The sequence below is a fragment of the Butyrivibrio fibrisolvens genome (assembly GCF_037113525.1).
Lineage (GTDB): Bacteria > Bacillota > Clostridia > Lachnospirales > Lachnospiraceae > Butyrivibrio > Butyrivibrio fibrisolvens.
Genome location: NZ_CP146963.1, coordinates 4250550 through 4271995, shown reverse-complemented (window position 1 = coordinate 4271995; position 21446 = coordinate 4250550). Strand labels below are relative to the sequence as shown.

Annotated in this window: 16 protein-coding genes; all 16 read left to right on the top strand. The window is 39.5% G+C overall.

What is annotated here, in order from left to right; genetic code table 11:
• The first annotated feature begins 19 nt into the window (after positions 1-19).
• The 16 genes from WAA20_RS18190 to WAA20_RS18115 all read left to right on the top strand — a co-directional run bounded on the left by WAA20_RS18190 (position 20) and on the right by WAA20_RS18115 (position 21442).
• On the top strand, positions 20-817 hold the full coding sequence (locus tag WAA20_RS18190; protein WP_073386564.1) for a glycosyltransferase family A protein: 798 nt from the start codon (positions 20-22) through the stop codon (positions 815-817).
• 46 nt (positions 818-863) lie between these two features.
• Positions 864-1994, top strand: a complete 1131-nt coding sequence (locus WAA20_RS18185) for an EpsG family protein (RefSeq protein ID WP_073386563.1) — start codon at positions 864-866, stop codon at positions 1992-1994.
• A 10-nt stretch (positions 1995-2004) separates the two neighbouring features.
• Positions 2005-2859: a glycosyltransferase gene (locus tag WAA20_RS18180; protein ID WP_073386561.1), complete on the top strand. Its 855-nt coding sequence runs from the start codon at positions 2005-2007 to the stop codon at positions 2857-2859.
• A 69-nt stretch (positions 2860-2928) separates the two neighbouring features.
• Positions 2929-4257, top strand: coding sequence for a glycosyltransferase family 4 protein (locus WAA20_RS18175; RefSeq protein ID WP_073386560.1), 1329 nt, complete (start codon positions 2929-2931; stop codon positions 4255-4257).
• A gap of 45 nt (positions 4258-4302) precedes the next feature.
• Positions 4303-5697 carry a hypothetical protein gene (locus WAA20_RS18170; RefSeq protein ID WP_073386558.1) on the top strand — a complete coding sequence of 465 codons (1395 nt, stop codon included), beginning with the start codon at positions 4303-4305 and terminating at the stop codon, positions 5695-5697.
• Positions 5698-5704: 7 nt separating this feature from the next.
• Positions 5705-6757, top strand: coding sequence for a glycosyltransferase family 2 protein (locus WAA20_RS18165; RefSeq protein WP_073386557.1), 1053 nt, complete (start codon positions 5705-5707; stop codon positions 6755-6757).
• Positions 6758-6833: 76 nt separating this feature from the next.
• Positions 6834-8516: a hypothetical protein gene (locus WAA20_RS18160; protein WP_073386555.1), complete on the top strand. Its 1683-nt coding sequence runs from the start codon at positions 6834-6836 to the stop codon at positions 8514-8516.
• A gap of 2 nt (positions 8517-8518) precedes the next feature.
• The gene (locus WAA20_RS18155; protein WP_073386553.1) at positions 8519-9619 is read left to right on the top strand and encodes a glycosyltransferase family 52; all 1101 of its coding nucleotides are present in this window, start codon (positions 8519-8521) and stop codon (positions 9617-9619) included.
• Positions 9620-9632: 13 nt separating this feature from the next.
• On the top strand, positions 9633-10331 hold the full coding sequence (gene pseF, locus WAA20_RS18150; protein ID WP_073386552.1) for a pseudaminic acid cytidylyltransferase: 699 nt from the start codon (positions 9633-9635) through the stop codon (positions 10329-10331).
• A gap of 3 nt (positions 10332-10334) precedes the next feature.
• Positions 10335-12476 (top strand): UDP-2,4-diacetamido-2,4,6-trideoxy-beta-L-altropyranose hydrolase, encoded by a 2142-nt coding sequence (pseG, locus tag WAA20_RS18145; RefSeq protein ID WP_081373729.1) that lies wholly within the window; start codon positions 10335-10337, stop codon positions 12474-12476.
• Positions 12477-12556: 80 nt separating this feature from the next.
• Positions 12557-13495, top strand: coding sequence for a UDP-glucuronic acid decarboxylase family protein (locus WAA20_RS18140; protein WP_073386550.1), 939 nt, complete (start codon positions 12557-12559; stop codon positions 13493-13495).
• On the top strand, positions 13495-15180 hold the full coding sequence (locus tag WAA20_RS18135; protein ID WP_073386549.1) for an MBOAT family O-acyltransferase: 1686 nt from the start codon (positions 13495-13497) through the stop codon (positions 15178-15180). Before WAA20_RS18140 ends, WAA20_RS18135 begins: the two co-directional genes overlap by 1 nt.
• 482 nt (positions 15181-15662) lie before the next feature.
• Complete coding sequence (locus WAA20_RS18130) at positions 15663-16709, top strand: glycosyltransferase (RefSeq protein WP_073386547.1); 1047 nt, start codon at positions 15663-15665, stop codon at positions 16707-16709.
• Positions 16710-16719: 10 nt separating this feature from the next.
• Entirely contained in the window at positions 16720-18471 is a 1752-nt protein-coding gene (locus tag WAA20_RS18125) for an ABC transporter ATP-binding protein (protein ID WP_073386545.1), read from the top strand.
• A gap of 54 nt (positions 18472-18525) precedes the next feature.
• The gene (locus tag WAA20_RS18120) at positions 18526-19653 is read left to right on the top strand and encodes an acyltransferase (RefSeq protein WP_073386544.1); all 1128 of its coding nucleotides are present in this window, start codon (positions 18526-18528) and stop codon (positions 19651-19653) included.
• Positions 19643-21442: a hypothetical protein gene (locus tag WAA20_RS18115; protein ID WP_073386542.1), complete on the top strand. Its 1800-nt coding sequence runs from the start codon at positions 19643-19645 to the stop codon at positions 21440-21442. Before WAA20_RS18120 ends, WAA20_RS18115 begins: the two co-directional genes overlap by 11 nt.
• Positions 21443-21446 lie beyond the last annotated feature (4 nt).

Below are 21446 nucleotides of genomic sequence, written 5' to 3'. Positions count from 1 at the left end.
ATATGAGGACAGGTAAAGTATGGAAGATAATAAAGCTCCTGAACTTGAAGTGTTGATTTCTGCTGTAGACCAAAATACTACTACACTTGCAGCAGCTATGAACCTTCAGTGTGATGCTATTATAGTTAATCAGTGCAACGAGTTTGCCTATTCAGAATACAATTACAGGACTCACCTTATCAGATGCTTCCACTGCAATGAGCGAGGAGTCGGTAAGTCCCGTAATATTACTATTACCCATGCAAACGCTGACATAATCCTTTTTTCAGATGAGGATATCCTTTATCGCGAAGGCTATAAAGAAGATGTGATAAAAGAGTTTGCTGCCCATCCCGAGGCTGATATGATCCTTTTTAACATCAAGCAGTCAGAAGGAAGAGAGACTTATTACAACAAGAGTTTCGGACGCGTTCGCTGGTACAACTATGGAAGATATCCCGCTTACAGTATCGCGGTAAGAAGAGATAAGCTCCTTAAGAGCGGCGTTACTTTCTCCCAGCTTTTTGGCGGCGGAGCAAGATATTCCAATGGAGAAGATTCTCTTTTCTTAAAGCAGTGTCTTGATAAAAAAATGAAGATCTATAAGACCAATGTGACTCTTGGCAAAGAGATCCAGCGTAAGTCTACATGGTTTGAAGGATATACTTATAAGTTCTTCTACGACAGAGGCGTTTTGTATCACTATCTTTATGGATGCATGGCCCTTGTATTTGGCTTTAGGTTTATTTACAAGAACAGGGGACAGATGGTCAAGGATAAGACCTTTATCGAGTGCTTTAAGATATTTGCAAATGGCGTTAAGAACGCCGAGAAATAAATATATTTATAAGATAGATTAGTAAGGAGGAGGATCTGGGGACTATATGTGGATTTATCTCCTTTTGACCCTTGTGACTATAGGACTTGCCTTTAATGTACGAAAGGTGATTCCTGAAGGAGAGGGTAAGTATGTTTTCGTTTACAATATGCGCTCTCGTCAGCATGTGCTGAATATAATTAGCATGGTGAGTATCTTCATCATGCTTTTTGCGGTGTCTGCACTTAGGCTTAATGTTGGTAACGACTATGCCAAATATACGAATTTTATGCATTTGATATATGCAAATGCTTATGTGCCGACAGAAGTTGGTTTTAACATCCTTGTGTGGGCTATCTATTTCCTGAGCGGATATGAAAATTATATTCTTGTTTTTGCGATATTTTCTTTTGTCACAGTACTGCTTTTTATGTATGCAATGAATGATCTTAGTCAGTCTTTTCGCTGGTCATTTCTTATGTTCATGCTTCTTAGCTACTATTTCCAGTCTCTATCAACAGTAAGATATTATCTGGCGCTTGGAGCTGCCCTTCTTGCTTTTAGCTACATTAAAAAAGGTGACTGGCCAAGGTTTGTTTTTATAGTTCTTCTTGGAGCATGCTTTCACAAATCGCTCCTTGTGATCCTTTTTCTGTACCCAGCATGCTGTATTAAGTGGAAGAGGTGGATGGGACTTGCTACAGGAATTGTGTGTCTTAGTTTTCTTTTCCTTCAGGATTATTATCTTAAACTGCTTCTGATAGTATACCCGTCATATCAGGATACAGACATGCTGGAAGGCGGAACAAGTCTTATATCTATAGCAAGATGCATTGCAGTACTTGCTTTTGCCTTTTTGTACAGGGACAAGATCAAAGATGACAGGATGAACATCATATATGTTAAGTGCAATACTCTGGCGCTTATATTGTACGTGTTCTGCAGCTTTATTCCTGTAATATCAAGAATAGGATATTACCTTACTGTAACGCAGATACTGCTTGTACCTTCAATACTTGAACGGATTGAGGATGAGACCAAAAAGAAGATCTTTAAGCTTGCTGTTTTGATCGCATGCCTTTTGTATTTTTTGATATTCATGTGGAAGCAGGCACCGGCAGATGGCGTAAGGATCCTGCCGTACAATACCTTTTTACTTAATGATATGGTGCCGCTTGAGTACCAGATCCTGGACTAGGAGATCATATATGTCAGTTTTTTTTCAGATAATAGTCGTAAGCTTTAATGCAGGCGATGAGCTTATAAAAACTATAGATAGTATTAGGCAGCAGACCTTTGATTCATGGAAGGTTTATATTAAAGACGGCCTTTCTACAGACGGATCCATCGATAAGCTTAGGGATGAGCTTTCTATCGATAAGGAAAGCGTGGCATCTGCTGACGGGAAGTTTGTGCTTGTATCGGAGAAGGATACAGGAATCTATGATGCTATGAATTCGGCGCTTAACATACTTCCTGTTGAGGATACGGATTCTTATGTGTACTTCCTTAACTGCGGCGATTATCTTAAGGACAATGACACTCTTCAAAAGATACATGACCATATTGCGGAGGCGGGGCCTGATAAGGATAAAAAGCACATCTTCTACGGCGATATATATGAAAGACTGACAGGGCAGGTTGTGGCATCAAATCCTAAGATGGACGACTTTGCATGCTATAGGAATGTTCCCTGCCATCAGGCATGCTTTTATGATGCCAAGCTCATGTTGGCAGAGCACTTTGATACAACCTGGCACATAAGGGCTGACTATGAGCATTTCCTTCGCTGCGTATATATAGATAAGGCGCAGACACACTATATACCGGTTACTGTGGCTGATTACGAAGGCGGCGGATATTCTGAAAGCGGAAATGCAAAAGCTGTATCAGAGCGCGAAAGGTCCTTGATCGTAAACAGGTACCTTCCAAGGAGCAAGGTCTTAAAGTATGACTTTATAAGGATGATAACGCTGGCTCCTCTTCGTACCAGGATCGCGCGTAATCCTAAGACAGCACGCTTTTATAACAGCATTAAAAGCGCATTATATAAAAGGAAATAACCACATAGCTTGAATCTAAGGCATGAATGGCTTAAGGAAAAGTTATAAATGCAAGGTAAAGGTAACCATATGAAAGTTTTATGGCTTTGTAATATCATGCTTCCTGCATTTGCAAGGCATGAAGGAATTGAATATACGAATCGTGAAGGGTGGCTTTCAGGTTCTTTTGACAAGATATCTGCCCAGAGAAAAATGGGGAAATGCGACATAGATCTTGCCGTATGCTTCCCTGTGCCTGAGCATGAAAAGTGGGACAAAAAAGAAGTAGACGGTGTTGTGTTCTATGCTTTCCATGAAGATCTTAATACACCTGAAGTTTATAAGCCTGAGCTTGAGACAAGATTTCAGGAGATAATATCAGACTATGATCCTGATGTAGTCCACATCTTTGGAACTGAGTTTCCTCATTCACTTGCAATGATCAAAGCTTTTGGAAAGCCTGAAAGAACTCTTCTTGGAATTCAGGGTCTTTGCACGGCTATTGCAAATGAGTATATGGCAGACCTTCCTGAGAATGTTAGAAAAGATGCTACTTTGAGGGACAGACTTAAAAATGATTCTCTTATGGAGCAGCAGGCTAAGTTCAGACTTCGCGGCGAGAATGAGATAAATATGATAAAGCTTGCAGGTCACATTACAGGCAGAACCTCTTTTGACAGAGAAGCAGTACTTGCGATCAACCCTGAAGCCAAGTACCATTACATGAACGAAACAATGAGAGAGGACTTCTATGAAGGAACCTGGAAGGAAGCGGATGCTGTGCCTCATTCCATATTCCTGTCGCAGGGAGATTATCCTTTAAAGGGATTTCATTTTATACTTCAGGCGCTTCCTGCTCTTATTGAAAAATATCCTGATACCCACGTCTATGTTGCAGGAAACAGCATAATAGGCGGAATAGACAGAAAGACGGTTACAGTTCCAAATGAAAACGGAGTGCAGATAAAAGGAAGCAGATATCCTCTTTTTATGAGAATATCAGCCTATGGTAAATATCTTAAGATCCTGATCGCAAAGGGACATCTTAAGAATAATGTTACTATCCTTGGAAAGCTTTCTGCCGCGCAGATGAAGGAGCAGTACCTTAAGGCAAGCGTGTTTGTATGCCCGTCTATTATTGAGAATTCTCCTAACAGCGTCGGCGAAGCAATGCTCCTAGGCGTTCCAACTGTAGCTTCAAGGACGGGCGGAATTCCAAGCATGCTGGACGACGGACGGGATGGAATATTGTTTGAGCCGGGGGATGTTAAGGGGCTTACGGAAGCTATACTTCAGATATGGGAAGAGAAAGTTATAACTGATGTGTATTGTGAAAATGCACGTGCGCATGCGCGGATGACGCATGATGCGGATATAAATTATGCGAGACTTCTTGAGATATATCATGCGCTGGGATGAGTTTGAAAATATACTATTTTCAAACTCATTATATGAGGTTAAATTATGCGGCCGATAGATAAATTTTTACATGAAAAGATAAGTATATTCGGGATCACCATGGAGTTCATCGACATCTTTTTTGCCGTGTCTCTTATAATGATGGGACTTATGGCGAGGTTTGCCGTGTTCGAGATGATGTCGGGCGACTATGAGATGGCATTTGCAGACTGGATGGTTGAGATAAGAAACTGCCACGCTGCAGGAATTCCCTATACTGGAGTTGAGCCGGGAGGCGCAGACCATCTGTCAACCTTTGACTATAACTGCCTGTATCAGTATCTGCTTGTCTTCCTGAACCTCTTTAATAATGGCGGCGGCAATGACATGTTCCTTGTGAAAATGTCAGACTGCATTTTTGATATAGTTGCTGCAGTTACCGTGTTCAGGATCATGTATGAGATGACACATGATACCCATAAGTCCGTTATGGCAATGGGCGTAATACTTGTGATTCCTACAATGCTCCTTAACTCAGCGGCCTGGGCTCAGAACGATGCTATTTATACCTCGTTCCTTCTGCTTAGCTTTTTGTCTTTTATCAAAAAAAGAGATGTAAGGACGTGGCTATATTTCGCCATAGCATTTTGCTGGAAGCAGCAGGCACTGTTTTTTGCCCCGGTACTTATAATCGCATGGCTTCGAAATAAAACCAAGATACGCTACGCGCTACTTGTGCCTGCAATGTACGTTCTTGTAATAATCCCTGCTACTATAGCAGGAGCCTTCGTACCGGAAAAGGTTACAGTAAGCATTGAAGCACTTACTGACACAGGTAATGTGTCATGGATATCAGACTTTGCGGCAACAGGAGACACTCTCGTGCTCGAACCTGTTGGAAGAACCTTTGGATCACTTCTTGGAATATATGGCCATCAGGTATCCATGTTTTCAAGGCTTACAATGAATTATCCGAACATCTACACTATCATCTATTCGGATATCAATAAGGAACTTAGGCAGATGATAATCACCTGCGGAGAATTCGTTACCATCATGCTCCTTGGAGTGCTGGCTTTTTATCTCTACAATCGCAAGTTCAAGGACAGCAGGCTCTTTTACCTGACACTGGTTGTGTTTGTGAGCCAGCTTGTAGTATACTGCCTCCCATGCATGCATGAAAGGTATGGATACGTTGCGGAAGTATTTGCTTTTATATACGGAATGTTTGGATTTAAGCGCCTTTGCATCGCGATAATGCTCCAGGGTATAACGCTTGTGACTTATACGAGATTCTTGTGGGGGGCATCGTCGTCGCTTACGACGGCTAATCTTGTGGTGTTTGCGTTCCTGCTACTGGGGATTATCCTTCTTATGGGAAAAGACCTTTATGCGCAGATTCATAAGGTTGAGCTGAAGGTGGAGAAACAGGACGAGAAGCTTGTGGCGGAGAATAAGTGAGGAAGTAATGGGAAAACCCAAGATTACGGTTATTATACCGGCTTACAATATTGAAAATCTCATAACAAGGTGCGTTGAGTCTGTTGTGAATCAGACTTATCCTAAAGAATTAACGCAGATTATCGTGGTAGACGATGGCTCAACAGATAACACCGGCAAGATCATAGACGAGCTTGCATCAAAGTACGATAATGTTACAGCTCTTCATGAAGAAAACGGCGGATCATCCAAAGCAAGGAACTACGCCCTTTCAAAGGCAGAAGGCGATTTCATTGGCTTCGTTGACAGTGACGATTATGTAGAGCCTTTCATGTACGAAAAACTTGTTGATGCTCTTGTTAGAAATAATGCTTTAATGGCTCAGACAGGAAGAGACGAGATCGCAGAAGACGGATCAAAACTTCCTAACGTTGTAGAAGTTCCGCAGTGGGAGACTATCTATACAGATAAGGGCTTTTTGAAAGAGCTTCTTATGCATAAAGGCGACGCGTCTTTTTGTACTAAGCTTACGGCAAGGTCGCTTTTTGATATTGATGGAAGATTAGAAGAATCTGTGAAAGAGAATAGTTCAGATGGTTCGAATGTGAGGTTGTTCCCTGAGGGAGTCCTCAATGAAGACTTCTGGCTCTTGTACCATATGCTCCCTGATGTTAGAGAAGTAGTTGTTACTACAGATACAGGCTACCATGTTTTTTACAGAAGCGGATCGAATTCAAGGAAGAAAGCAGAAGACAAAGATTATTTTCCCAGAGTATTTACTGATATAGTTGTGAATTCTGATGAAGTGACTGCGTTTGCGAGGGACAAGTACCCGGATCTTTCAGAATACACAATGAGATTTTCGTTGGTACAAAGGCTCGACTACTTATTGCATATACCGATCTCTAAAATGACTAAGGATAACGCCTTTTATCAGGATGTATGCAGATTCGTTAAGGAGCATAAGAAGGAGATCAAGACGAATCCTTATCTGTCCAGAAGGCAGAGATTATACTTGTATCTTTTTACAAGTAATGCAAGGACAGTCAGAGTGTTGCATGCGAAGATACGCGGGTTATGAGATTCACATATACATATATGAAAGGGTAATGTGAGATGCAAAGCTAATTGCTATTGTGTTTTGCATGAGGTTAATAATGGATCAAAGCAGCTTTAAAGCGAGATATAAAACAATTGGATATATACTTCTTGTATTGCAGCTTCTTGTGTGCATTCTTGTGGGCGCCAAAAAACAGGGCTTCCACGAAGACGAGTATTATTCCTACTTTTCTTCAAACAGGACAGCAGGTCTTTTCGTGACTGACAGGCAGTGGCAGGATACACGCACCATTAAGGATGAATTCGTAGTAATCCCCGGTCAGGGATTTAACTATTCCCTGGTTTCTACAGTGCAGTCCTGGGACGTACATCCGCCGCTTTACTATGATATCCTGCATACAGCATGTTCCATACTCCCAAGACTCTTTTCTAAATGGCTTGGAATCGTGGTCAACATGATCGCTTTTACGCTTTCATGGTTTTTGCTTCTTATGCTGATGGAGCTTTTGCGGGTATCGGACGTAACGAAGCTACTGGTACTTGCAATCTGGGGCTTTAACCCCATGACCATATCCTTTGTGATGTTCACCAGAATGTACATGTGGATGACAGCTTTCATCATATGCTGCGCGCTCCTTCACATAAGACTACTTCAGGCAACAAGAGCAGTTCAGAACACCATCCTTTTATCAGGCCATAAATCTATGTTTATGTTCTGGCTAAAAAATATTTTTCCTGTGATGATCTGTTCATATCTAGGATTCCTGACCCACTACTACTACCTGATATTCTTCGTATTCATCGGCATGTGCTTTACCATATGGCTTTTATTCAGAAGATCAGGAAATAAAGTTAAGATATCAAAGAAAATATATGAAGGCCTGGTATATGTTGCAAGCTGCGTGGTATCACTCCTTCTTGCAGTAGCAACATACCCCTCGGCAGCAGCCCACATATTTGCAGGCTACAGAGGAACAGAAGCCATAAACGAGTTTTCAACCCTCGCTAACTTCCCATCAAGACTTCTCTTCTTCGCAGGCCTCATGAATGACGGCGTATTCGCAGGAGTATTCCTTGTGCTCGCGGCAGTGCTACTTGTATGCTTTATCCTACTTCGTATAAGAGTAAGCTCTGAATACATGATGCTCGTAATCACAGGCTGCGCCTATTTCGTAGTAGTTGCTAAAACAGGCCTCCTCCTCGGAGCAACCTCCAACAGATACGAAATGCCCGTTTACTGGTTGTATATCCTGATCATCATAACCGCATTAGAACTCGTCCTGTACGAAATATCTTTAAAACTTGAAACAAAGAAATTCCTTCCTCTTAAGATAAAAGAGAACCTCGAAACTTTCGGAAAAGTAATCCTCTATGCATTTTGTGCCTTACTTATATTGTGGGCTACAACCTGCGACCTTTCGGGGAAAAACATCCTCTTTTTATACGAGGAAGAGGGTGCAAAAGTCGACTACGCAAAAGATAACCGCGACACTCCGGCCGTTATTCTGTATAACAGCGCCACACCTGATAAAGTCTGGTGGATTACTAATGAGATATTGGAATACCCCAAAGTCTACTTTGTCAGTGAAGAAAATGATGCGGTGATCGATGATGAAGTCATACTGTCATCTGATAAGGTGATCGTATACGCCGCAGATGATGAGAATCAGGATAAAATGATAAAGATGCTCGTGGATGCTAACGATAACCTGACTGAAGCAACTGAGGTCGCCCACGAAGAAAACTGGACTACCTACGAGCTCACCGGAGCTGGAGAATAAACATGAGTAAACGAATATATATATGCCATACCTTTTATCATGCATATGTTTCTTTTTTGAAGGAACTTGCATTACCACAAGAAGAAAGAGGACATGCTGACCTTATGCTTTCAGTAATGTCTAACAATTTTGGAGATTTTGCGTTAAGAGCAGAACTTACAGGATTGTTTGGTAAAGTCATTATCTTTGATGAAAAAGAAGATACATTTTTCCCGGAACTTGCAAGATATAAGCAGGATAAAGGAAACATCATTGCTAATCTTATCCAGAGAATAAAATATACAAAAAAGTTTGCAAAGCTTGAAGAACCGTATATTCCTGTGAATCTGAAAGAGTATGAAAAAGTATATGTTTTTTGTGATTCAGATCCCATAGGATATTATCTGAATCAGAATCATATAAGGTATCATGCACTTGAAGACGGGCTTAATTGCCTTGTTCACTTTGATGCAGCCAGATTTGATAATAGAGGTCATTTTGGACTTAAGGCTTTTATGTCCAAAAAATTGAATCTGATATTTGTTCAAAATGGTTACGGCAAATATTGCATGGATATGGAAGTTAATGATATAGCTGCGATAGAAATGCCTTGCCCTTACTATGTTGAACTTCCAAGAAAAATACTTGTCGATCGTCTTACTGGTGATGACAAAAAGCTTATACTATCAGCGTTTGTAAAAGATATAAATGATGTTGTAGATAAGCTTTCAGATATGAGAGCAGGTGAAAGAACCCTGATACTTACAGATCCGCTTTGCGATCTCGAAACGAGAACAAGGATTTTCCAGGATATAGCAAAAGTATATAAGGCCAAAGGACAGATATTCATCAAACCTCATCCCAGAGATCTTCTGGATTATAGGACAGTATTCCCTGATGATATCGTATTTGATGGATCTATGCCGATGGAAATGCTTGATTATTTTGACAATATACATTTCGAGAATGTTGTAACGGTATACACAGATCTTAACGGTATATCTTTTGCAGATAAAAAGATCCGTCTGGGACATACATTTATGGATAAATATGAAGACCCTGAGGTTCATAACAAGAACCGTCAGGCAGGAATAAAGCAGGAAGAAGACGATAAACTGGAATAGGAGAATATCACAAATGTCAGCAATAGCGATAATTACTGCAAGAGGTGGCAGTAAACGAATTCCTCGTAAAAATATAAAAGAATTTTGCGGAAAACCTATAATCGCATATTCAATTGAAGCTGCGATTGGCAGCGGGATTTTTGATGAAGTAATGGTATCAACTGATGATGAAGAAATATCTCAGATTGCACTTGGTTATGGCGCAAAAGTTCCATTCCTTCGAAGCGAAAAACTCTCTGGTGATTATGCTACTACCAGTGATGTCCTTTTTGAAGTTCTGGATGAATATGAAAAAAGAGGTCAGAGTTTTGATATAGGATGCTGTATATATCCTACAGCGCCATTTATAACTTCTGATAAGCTCAAAGAAGCCGGAACAAGATTCAGAGAATCAGATGCAGATTCACTTATACCGGTAGTCCCTTTTTCTTATCCTCCGCAAAGATGCTTTGTTATAAGTGACGATAAGCTTAACTTTAAATATCCTGAATATCTGAACACAAGATCACAGGATCTGGAAAAAGAATATCATGATGCCGGACAGTTCTATTTTTTCAGAACAAAGAACTTTAGGAAAAGTGGAAATCTCCTGCTTGGCAATGTAATTCCTATGGTTGTTGATGAAATGGAAGTACAGGATATAGATAATCTTACAGATTGGCAGATCGCTGAACTAAAATACAAACTTATGGCAGATAAAACTGGGATTTAATTTATGAAATTTGTACGTGCAGATGGAAATGAAATAATAGGCATGGGACATATCATGCGGTGTGAAGCAATTTCCTGTCAGATGTGGGGTGACGAGGATATTTGCTTTATTCTTGCTGATAAGAAACCTGCCAGGGAGCTTTTGGCCAAAGGCTTTAAAACCATAGTCCTTGATACGGATTATCAGGATATGGAAAAAGAACTTCCAAAACTTATCAGCGCTGTAGATGAAAAAACAGGATTTCTCCCAAAAACTGATAAAACCAAACATGGCAAAGGTCAGAATGCAGCTAAGCCCGAAATATTAGTCGATAGCTATTTTATCACCCAAAAGTACATGGAAGAACTTTCCGGATATTTTAAAGTTGTACTTATTGACGATCTGAAAAAAGAAATATTTTCCTGCGATAAACTCATTAACTACGCAATATATGCTACGGATATGGGATACGAGAAGGACTATCCCCAAACACAGCTTCTTTTAGGCCCGGAGTATGCTCCTGTTAGATATGAATTTAAAAATGTAAGACCTGCCAGTATAGAAAAAAGCATAAAAAATATCATGGTCACAACCGGTGGCAGCGATGGACTTCACTTCGAAAAAGCTTTTGTTCAAAAGCTCATACAAGATGATGCACATGCTATTGTTCGCAATAAAAGTGTATGCTGGCATCTTATAGTTGGACCTATGAGTAAAGATGGAGAAGATCTGAAAAAACTGGTAGCAGGAGATAAAGACCTGAATATCAGGATTCATGAGAACGTAACGAATATGGCAAATCTTATGAAAGATATGGATGTTGCCATCGCCGCTTCAGGATCAACTCTCTTTGAATTATGCAGAATGGGGATTCCAACAATAGGTTTTATTACAGCTGATAACCAGAAGTTAAACCTTGATTCTTTTAGTAAGAAAGCCGGAATTAAAGATGCCGGTAATTTTCAGACTAATACGGATGGAATCCTTGAAAATATTCTGGATGAACTTGATAAGCTTGAAGATCAGACTATAAGAAAAGAGTTATCATCCAAAATGCATTCTGTTATCAGTAAAGATGGTTACAAAAAGTCTGGAAAAAAAGTCAGCGGACCTTTAATAGCTTTTTTTACAACAGTAATTGCTCTACTTTTGATAATAGGACTACTGGTTATAACTATAGATCCCTTTTTCCATTACCATAGGCCCATTAGCGGATTTCCATATATAGTGGACAACCAGCTTTCACAAAATCCCGGTATGGCAATGAACATGATCTATGACAGTGCCATAGTGGGTTCATCTATGACAGTTAATTTTAATACCAATGATTTTGCAGGTATCATGGGACTTAATACCATAAAGCTTAGCTATAGCGGTGCTCTTCCTAAAGATGATTCCAATATTTTGTCTTTTATATATGATGAGGATTCATATTCAAGGAAGCAAAATGATGTTGATGCCATATTCATGGTAATAGATCCAAATGTCATGACTGCTGATATTAATGCGACCAAGTATGAACTGCCCATGTATCTTTACGATGATAATGTTATTAATGATATAAAATATCTTTACAATAAAGATGTGTTGTTTCAGTATATACTAAAACCTATTATCCAAAGAAAGGGGTCAGATCTCTCTACAATCTATTACAGCTGGTGGACACCGGAGTATTATAACGAGCAGTGGGTAATGCACAATTATAATCCGGTCAGTCATAATGAAGAAGAGCTTGACGCTGATGCTTTTTTACCTCAGACTTCCAAAAACCTTGAGGTTAATTTTCTTCCATATATCAAGGAACATCAGGAGACAACCTTCTATATTTTCTTTGCTCCATACAGCGTGCTCTATTGGTATGACATAATGCAGGACAATAATCTTGAAGCAACAATTGCACAGGTAGAACTTATAGCAAATACGCTTTTGGAATATGACAATGTCAGACTCTTTGACTTTATGGATAACGAAGAGATCATAACAGACCTGTTTAATTATGCAGATACGATTCATTATAAACCTGAGTATAACTCATGGATGGTAGAGTGCTTTAATAGCGGCGAAGAAGAAATATTTAAAGGCGATATTGAAGCAGATATGGATAGACTTCGCCAAATAGTTACAACATATGACTATGAATCTTTATTTGCAAAGTATCCAAAGTGAATTATCAAAAGTTGCTAAAATTTTCGAATTAAATTATACTCAACGAGGACAATCGACAGTAGTTTTAAGGAGGAAGATAAATGCGAAAAAATAGAGTACTTGTAACTGGTGGTGCCGGATTTCTTGGATCACATCTTTGTGACAGACTTATAGAATCAGGTAATGATGTTATTTGTGTTGATAATCTTTTTACAGGAAGTAAGGACAATATTCGTCATCTTCTCGATAATCCTTATTTTGAGTTCATAAGACATGATGTTACACAACCTATTTTTGTAGAGTGTGATCAGATTTATAATCTGGCTTGTCCTGCAAGCCCTATTCAGTATCAGAGAGATCCGATCTACACTACAAAGACATCCATCTATGGAGCTTTTAATGCACTTGGACTTGCAAAAAGAACCGGAGCCAGGATTCTTCAATCATCAACATCAGAAGTGTATGGTGATCCTGAGTGCAACCCTCAGCCTGAAAGCTATAGAGGCCGTGTTAATACGATTGGCCCGCGTTCTTGCTATGATGAAGGTAAGCGTGTTGCAGAAACTCTTTTCTTTGATTATCACAGACAGCATGGCGTGGATATCAAAGTCATGCGTATATTTAATACTTATGGTCCTCGTATGGACATAGGCGATGGACGAGTTGTTTCTAACTTTATTGTTCAGGCCCTTCGCGGACAAGATATTACAATTTATGGCGATGGAAGTCAGACAAGAAGTTTTTGCTACGTTGATGATCTTATTGAAGGTATGATAAGACTCATGAACAGTCGTGAGGGATTTACAGGACCTGTAAATATTGGTAATCCTGGAGAATTTACAATTAAACAGCTTGCTGAAATGGTAGTTGAGCTTACAGGAACAAACTCCAAGATCATCTATGAAGATCTTCCTGTTGATGATCCTACTCAGCGCAAACCCGATATAACACTTGCCAAGAAAGAACTTAACTGGGAGCCTACAGTTGCACTTCGCGACGGACTTCAAAAGACTATAGATTACTTTAAGGGTGTCATCTGATGCTATTTAATTCATATGCATTTGTATTTGCATTTTTGCCGCTCTTTGTAGCCGGCTTTTATACAGTTTCACATGTGACCAAAAGTTATTGTTTGCAAAATAAGGCTGATGGTCTGACATACGAAAAGCCCGCCTGCGTGCCAAACGCAGTCGAGCTTTACTGCGTTATTTTTTCATTCATATTTTTTGCCTTTTTTGGAGTTAAGGTTTTAGGCGTTTTTGTAATAAGTCTTGTGTGGAACGGTATTGTTTTGTATTTATTAAAATCTGATATAAATACAAAAGCTAAGATCGAAGCATCTGACATTTCTGTCTCTACTAAAAATCAGAATATTTCATATTCCAAGTCAAAACCATTACTTATAATTGGAATCTGCGGTAATGTTGCACTGCTTCTGTTCTTCAAATACGCTGGCTTTTTTGCTGAGATCATAAACACCCTTTCAGGAAGCTCCATAACTGTATCAATACTACTTCCCATAGCAATCAGCTTTTATACATTCTCACAGATATCACTTCTTGTAGACGTATTCAGAGGCGAAGTTACAGAGCTGTCCATAGTTGACTATCTGGCGTACATAACCTTTTTCCCAAAAATCCTTCAGGGTCCGATAGTAAGATATAATGATATGAAGGACCACTTTATAAAAGGTGCTGAGCATAAGTGGGATACAGAAAACTTTATGCAGGCCGTGATGCTCTTCGTGCTAGGCCTTTCCAAGAAAGTCATAATAGCAGACACTCTGGCAATAGCCGTAGACTACGGTTATGGGAGCCTAAATACCCTGACACCAATGGATGCCATACTTACAGCAATATGCTATTCATTCCAGATTTACTTTGACTTTAGCGGATACTGCGACATGGGAAGAGGTATCTGCAAGATGGTTGGAATGGACCTCCCCGTAAACTTCGAAAGCCCATACAAAGCAAGAAACATAGACGATTTCTGGAAGAGATGGCATATGTCACTTACAGCCTTTTTTACCAGATACGTATACATCCCCCTCGGCGGCAACAGAAAAGGAAAAGTCAGAACCTACATCAATTTCATGATAATATTCATCCTGTCCGGCTTCTGGCACGGCGCTGGATTCACCTTCATAGTATGGGGAGCCATGCACGGACTTCTGTACGTTGTGACTAGGGCTATATCAGGTAAAAGTAAGAATACTTCTAAAACTACTTCATCTGATCAAGTTGTTGATAGTATGAGTACTATTAAATCGAATAAGGATACAGTAGGAAAAACAAAAGCTCAAAAGCTCATACCGTACCCTATAGCACTTGTACTGACGTTCATATTTGTAAGTATCGCCTGGGTATTCTTTAGAGCTGAAACAGTACAGGATGCAGCTATCCTTATATCTGCAATGACCAGATTCAAAGACTACGGCGCCGCAGCACTAATGATAAGCCCTGACTTTATCAAGTGCTTCCAGATAGACGAACTCTGGTACATATTTAAGATAACCCCCATCGCCAACACGCCATGGGGACCTAAGATATGTATGTGGCTTATAATACTTATAAGTGCAGTCTTTGCATTCATAACACCAAATGCAGCAAAGCTAACAGAAAAGCACAAAGTGAATACATCTGGCGCTGTGGCTCTTGCAGTATTGCTGGTATGGTCTATCATTAAATTTGCAAATGTAAGTACATATATTTATCTTGGTTTCTAAAAAGTTAATATTTATGTTTAAGTAGCAAGAGTTTTATGAATATGTAGCTTTTATGGACTGACGCAAACGTACGCCACCCTTGACATCACAAAAAATAACTGCTGCAGTTTTATCACCGACGGCGATGAACTCAAGAACAGAAATTTTTATTCCGTCGTGCTCAGCAGCTTAGCAGTTATTTTTTGTGACATCAAGGGCAAGCCGCTAACGCGGTGGCTGGTACATTACCTCTGGCTCAGAATCTAAGAACAGCTATTGGAGACTCGCTCCCATTTCTTTGCTGCTTGCTAGTGAGCATATACTGCTATATATAATGCTATAAGCCGATTTATGAAATTGTTCTCGTTTTTATTAGGTCGTGCGGAGCTGTAGTATAGCATGTCCACGGAAGCGTAGCAGGACCTTAGAAAAACGTAGAACAATTTCATTGAGGCGTTAGCATTATATATAGCAGTATATGCGGACCTCAACAGGAGGATATTTTGAAGCTAAGCATTATTGTGCCTGTGTATAATCAGGCTGCGGATGATAAATTGAAGTGGTGCCTTGATAGTCTGGTGGGCCAGACTCTACCTAAGGACCAGTATGAGATAATTGCCGTTGATGACTGCTCTACAGACGATTCCTTCAAGATCATGCAGGAATATGAGCGAAGCAACAGCTCTTTTTTCCATGCCATACACTCAGAAGTCAATCACCACCAAGGCGGAGCCAAGAACATCGGCCTTGCCGTAGCAAAGGGTGACTGGATCGGATTCATAGATGCAGATGACTGGATCACGCTAGATTTTTATGAAAAGCTTTTAAATAAAGCAGAAGAAACCGGTGCTGATATGGTTGGTTGTGACTATCATCTTACGCCGGAACATAGCAACAAGATTGGTAAAGTTGTTCATAATAATAACGAAGCCCAGACAGGAATCCTTGACAGGGAAAAGTACAAAAAGCTTATCCTTGATCCCGGAAGCCTTGTTGTCAAAATCTATAAAAGGGATATAATCCTGAAGGGTACTTCAGGCAAGATCTTTCCGGAAGATATATTCTATGAAGATAATGCTGTAGCCAATACCTGGATGCTCAGGGCAGAGCATTTTGAATATATTCCTGAGCCGATGTATTATTATTATCAGCATGAGGCCTCCACAGTTCATACAATTTCAAAAAAGAACCTTGAGGACCGCAAGGTCGCAGGACGCCTGCTTCTCATGGAGGCAATGAAACAGGGATATATTGAAGATTATAGACCGGAAATAGAATTCAAATACACTGTACTGTTTTATATAAATACTCTTTTTTCGGCGATGCCAAGATCTCAGCATTTTAGGGGATGTTATGGTTTTACAAAAGATCTGGCTAAAGAGATGAAGCGGACTTTTCCGAACTTCCAGAACAATATATATTATAAGCAGCGTATAGGTGAAGAGGAAAAGAAGCTTATTGCAATGCAGATGAAGAGTCATTTGCTGTTTTATATTTATTACAGAATGCTCTGGGCATACAGAGATTTAAGAAAAAAGATAAATCATTAAAGAGGATCATATGCGTAAAATTTGGAATGAACTTATGGTTCTGCTTTCTAAAAAGCAGAAGCACCAAATGGTTGGAATTATAATACTGATGCTTATTGGAGGCATACTGGAATCACTGGGAATAGCCCTTATTTCTCCTATCATGACAGTAGTTATGGATCCGGAAGCTATAGAGAAAAAGTGGTATCTCAGAATCGTCTATCACGGTCTTCATATTTCTGATGTGACTAAATTTGCAGCACTTATACTAGGCGCCTTAATAGCTGTATTTGTGATCAAGAATATATTCCTTTTCTTTATGAACAAGGTTCAGCTTAGGTTTGTTTTCACCAACCAGTTTGAAACATCTCAGCGCATGATGGTCAACTTTATTAATAGACCTTATGAATATTATCTTAATGCTGACACATCTGTTGTTCAGAGAATGATCACCTCTGATGTTATTAATATGTATGGCCTTATCCTGGCTGTACTTCAGCTTATCAGTGAATTCATAGTATTTACCTGTATTATAGTTATCCTGCTTATACAGGATACTGTCATGACTGTTTTTATAGCGGCAGTTCTTGTATTGACACTTCTTGCCATAAGAAAGTTCATTAAGCCTGTCATGAAGAGATCCGGTGAAGAGAATCAGAATTTTTACAGTGGACTTTTCAAATGGATAAGTGAAGCTGTTGTAGGAATCAAGGAAATAAAGATAGCTTCAAAAGAAGGCTATTTTGTTGATGAATACTCAAAGTGCGGTGACGGATATGTTCAGGCTGTTCAGCGTTATAACCTTTTTACAGCTACTCCTCGACTTTTGATAGAAACAGTAAGTATTGCTGCGATGGTTGGATATATTATAGTGATGGTCCTTAATGGCGTTAGTATGAGTGATATTGTTCCTCAGCTTGGCGTTCTTGTAGGTGCGGCATCAAGACTTCTTCCAAGTGCCAATCGTATCAATAACTATCAGACGTCTATCGCGTATTTTGAACCTTTCCTCGATAACGTTATGAACAATCTTAGTAATGAGATCCATGATACGAGCATAAAATATGATCCGACAGCTTATAAGCGATCTATGGAAGCTTCAAAACTTCCTGTAGAAAAAGAAATAAAGCTGGAGGGAATCAAATACCATTATCCGAATTCAGAAAACTATGTTCTTAATAATGCTGACATGACAATACCGGTTGGAAAATCTGTCGGAATAGTAGGTACGACAGGTGCAGGAAAGACTACTATTGTTGATGTTATGCTTGGCCTTCTTCAGATTGAAGGCGGCAAAGTTACGGCAGATGGAGTTGATGTACAGACCAATTATCAGGGATGGCTCAAGAACGTCGGATATATTCCGCAGACTATTTTTATGATAGACAGCACTATTCGTAAAAATGTAGCATTCGGAATCAAGGACGAAGATATTGATGATGATAAAGTATGGCAGGCTCTTAAAGAGGCTCAGCTCGACACCTATGTAAGAAATCTTCCGGAAGGCTTGGATACAGCTATAGGTGAAAGAGGAATTCGTCTCTCGGGTGGTCAACGCCAGAGAATAGGAATTGCACGTGCTCTTTTTGAAAATCCGGAAGTGCTTGTTCTTGATGAAGCAACTTCAGCTCTTGATGGCGAGACAGAGAAGGCAGTAATGGATTCTATTAACAGCCTTCATGGTCGTAAGACACTTATTATTATTGCGCACAGACTTCAGACTATTGAAAAGTGTGACATGGTTTACAGGATTGAAAATGGTAAAGCTATAAAGGAGCGCTGATCATGATCAGTGGCTTAGCCATTTAAACAGACACCTTGCAAATGGGAGGAATTTATGACAACAAGAAAGAGAGAGGCCAATTTTGAGATCTTAAGGGTTATTGCCATTCTTATGGTATTAACACTGCATTATCTTTCTCATACAGACCTTCTTCTTAAAACCGGGGAAAAGGCGACAAGCCTTCAGTTTGCAGGACAGCTTATAGAATCTTTTTGTATAGTTGCAGTTAATGTATGGGTTCTTATAAGTGGATATTTTCTTTCAAAATCTGATTTTAAGCTTTCAAGGATACTTCAGCTTGTTGCTGAGGTCTATTTCTATACTCTTTTAGTAACCCTGGTGATGCAGGTTGTTAATACTGCAAACGTTGCTGAGACAGACAGGATCTTCAAGACAACCCAGTTCTTTTTTCCTATATCTTCAGAGCATTATTCTTTTGCAACAGCATATATTCTTTTGTATGTTATAGCTCCGCTCCTTAATAAAGGAGTTCTGCATCTTACAAGGAAGCAGCTCAAAGCTTCTATAATAGGCCTCCTTATTTGGTTTTGCTTTATCAAGAGTTTCATTCCTGTTAATTTTCCAACTGACATGATGGGCTATAATCTTGATTGGTACATATGTCTGTATCTTATTGCAGCATATATCAGAAAATATAATGTAAGAATTGTTAATAGCGGTAAAACAAGCATTTTACTTTATGTGGGTGCATCTTTCTTAAGCTTTTTAATGGCTGTAGTCCTTCATGAAATAAATTATAAAACAGGAAGATTTATTTACTATTCAGGTGTTACTTTCCACTATAATTTCATTCTCTGCCTGGTTGGAGCACTTGGACTTTTTTCAACATTCAGATATTTAAAAGTCAAGGAAGGTATTGTTGCCAAAGCAGCAAGGATACTGGCCCCATTCAGCTTTGGAATATATCTTCTTCACGAACATCTTGAGATCAGGGACAGATGGGTTGAGTGGATGAAAGGCATATTTGGCAATGTACCTGCAACTATTCCGGGAATGATCGGACATTTGATCTTATGCATACTTACACTGTTTGTAAGCTGCGTATTCGTAGACTGGATCAGAAGCGTGATATTCGGATTTGTAGAAAGAGTATGCAGCGGTTCAAAGATCTGGAAGAAACTCATGGATATCGATAAGGAGCTTAAGGCTGATGAAAAATGAAAGGCTAAGAGACAGAGCTTATTCAAAACTTAAAAAGTTTCAACCTTTATCAGAACAATTTCTTTTCCCGCTTCTTCTTCTGATCTTTCCTTTTTTATCTGTTGATCAGGGACTGGATATTAGCGATACACTTTACAGTCTTGGGAATTATACCTTTTATGATCTGATGGATACAAATTGGAAGCTATCTATTTTTATTCCAAGCGTTTTCGGACATCTTCTTACTTTCCTTCCCGGGGCAGGAACTGTTCTTGGAATGAAGATATATACTACATTAGTGATAAGCGCGATGGCACTTTTGGTTTATTATAGCCTTAAGACTGTAATTCCCGGATGGATGCTCTTTGTTGGCGAATGGATCGCTGAGAGTGTCTGCTGGTGCCCAAGTATAATCCTATACAATTATCTGACTTATTTTTTCATGACACTTGGCATACTCCTTTTGCTGGCAGCTATCATGACTGCAGAAGGGGGCAGGCAGAAAAGAAGATTGTTCCTAGCCGGACTGTTTTTGGGAATAAATGTAGCCGTAAGGCTTCCTAATGTACTTGAAGCCGGATTTATTCTCGTATTATGGTTTGCAGATTTTCTGGAGAAAAAGAAATTAAGAGATTCTATAAGAAATACTCTTATGTGCATTTGCGGCTATATTGTGGGTGCAGGTGTATGTATCCTTGGTGCAGTAGTCATATATGGACCTTCTTCTTATGGATCAATGCTAAACTGGTTATTTGGGATTGCCAATGATTCACAGAGTACTCATGGGGCGTCATCTACATTGAGAACAACGTTAGAAGCATATGGTCATACGTTGTCAGTTATGATTGTAATGATTCCTTGTATAGTTGCGGGTGTGATTCTCTTTCAGCTTAAGTTCAAAAAGGTCTGGATGATAAGGCTGGCAAAGATCCTGTATCTTATGGGAATACTTATCCTTGTACGATACTATTTTGCTGAAGGCGTATTTACGACCAACTACTATTATTATGACTCTATGTTTCAGGCTGCTATGATGTTCATAATACTAAGCATAGTACTGGATATTCTGGATATTATTTCAGGGGTTATGGACAGGCTTGGATATGTATCCATAATGCCGGGAACAAATGGTGAAAGAATCTTTGCGATGTTATCGATCCTTATAATATTGATAACACCGCTTGGTAGTGATAATTACACATTTCCTCTTATAAATAATCTCATCCTGCTGGCACCGATATCTCTTACCCAGTTAAGACGTGTGATCAGAAGATCGAGAGGAGGAGCTGTACACTTTCCATGGCATTCAATGTCTATGATGGTAGTAGTAGTATTGCTCGTTCAGGGAACCTTGTTCAAATACGGGTACTCTTTTATAGATGGAATGGATGGAACAAAGCGCGATACCAGAATGTCATCAGAAATTCCGAAGGCAGCAGGGCTTGTTACAACAGCAGATAATGCTTCTGAGCTTACAAAGCTGTATAATGTGCTGGCAGATAACGACCTTTTGGATCAAAAACTTTTGCAGTTTGGTAATGCTCCCGGAATGCCTTATCTTTTTGATATGGAACCGGCTATCTATACAAGCTGGCCTATATTGGCAAGCAACAGGATAGAAGATTTTGATAATGCGCTTATGAATATGTCAGACTATCCTGTAATAGTGACAGATGCTGTTATAAATACAGACAGCTACGGGGTTAGCGATAAATTGGATATATTGATGGACTATATTGCTTCGAATGATTATAATATAGTCTTTGAAGATGAAAAATATGTGGTATATGCGATATCACATAATCAGTAACGTT

Excerpts from the sequence above, each read along its gene's own strand:
- WAA20_RS18175 (WP_073386560.1), top strand. The coding sequence starts at position 2,929 with ATGAAAGTTTTATGGCTTTGTAATATCATGCTTCCTGCATTTGCAAGG.
- WAA20_RS18165 (WP_073386557.1), top strand. The coding sequence starts at position 5,705 with ATGGGAAAACCCAAGATTACGGTTATTATACCGGCTTACAATATTGAA.
- WAA20_RS18135 (WP_073386549.1), top strand. The coding sequence starts at position 13,495 with ATGCTATTTAATTCATATGCATTTGTATTTGCATTTTTGCCGCTCTTT.
- pseG (WP_081373729.1), top strand. The coding sequence starts at position 10,335 with ATGAAATTTGTACGTGCAGATGGAAATGAAATAATAGGCATGGGACAT.
- WAA20_RS18185 (WP_073386563.1), top strand. The coding sequence starts at position 864 with ATGTGGATTTATCTCCTTTTGACCCTTGTGACTATAGGACTTGCCTTT.
- pseF (WP_073386552.1), top strand. The coding sequence starts at position 9,633 with ATGTCAGCAATAGCGATAATTACTGCAAGAGGTGGCAGTAAACGAATT.
- WAA20_RS18115 (WP_073386542.1), top strand. The coding sequence starts at position 19,643 with ATGAAAAATGAAAGGCTAAGAGACAGAGCTTATTCAAAACTTAAAAAG.
- WAA20_RS18140 (WP_073386550.1), top strand. The coding sequence starts at position 12,557 with ATGCGAAAAAATAGAGTACTTGTAACTGGTGGTGCCGGATTTCTTGGA.
- WAA20_RS18125 (WP_073386545.1), top strand. The coding sequence starts at position 16,720 with ATGCGTAAAATTTGGAATGAACTTATGGTTCTGCTTTCTAAAAAGCAG.
- WAA20_RS18180 (WP_073386561.1), top strand. The coding sequence starts at position 2,005 with ATGTCAGTTTTTTTTCAGATAATAGTCGTAAGCTTTAATGCAGGCGAT.
- WAA20_RS18155 (WP_073386553.1), top strand. The coding sequence starts at position 8,519 with ATGAGTAAACGAATATATATATGCCATACCTTTTATCATGCATATGTT.
- WAA20_RS18190 (WP_073386564.1), top strand. The coding sequence starts at position 20 with ATGGAAGATAATAAAGCTCCTGAACTTGAAGTGTTGATTTCTGCTGTA.
- WAA20_RS18160 (WP_073386555.1), top strand. The coding sequence starts at position 6,834 with ATGGATCAAAGCAGCTTTAAAGCGAGATATAAAACAATTGGATATATA.
- WAA20_RS18120 (WP_073386544.1), top strand. The coding sequence starts at position 18,526 with ATGACAACAAGAAAGAGAGAGGCCAATTTTGAGATCTTAAGGGTTATT.
- WAA20_RS18170 (WP_073386558.1), top strand. The coding sequence starts at position 4,303 with ATGCGGCCGATAGATAAATTTTTACATGAAAAGATAAGTATATTCGGG.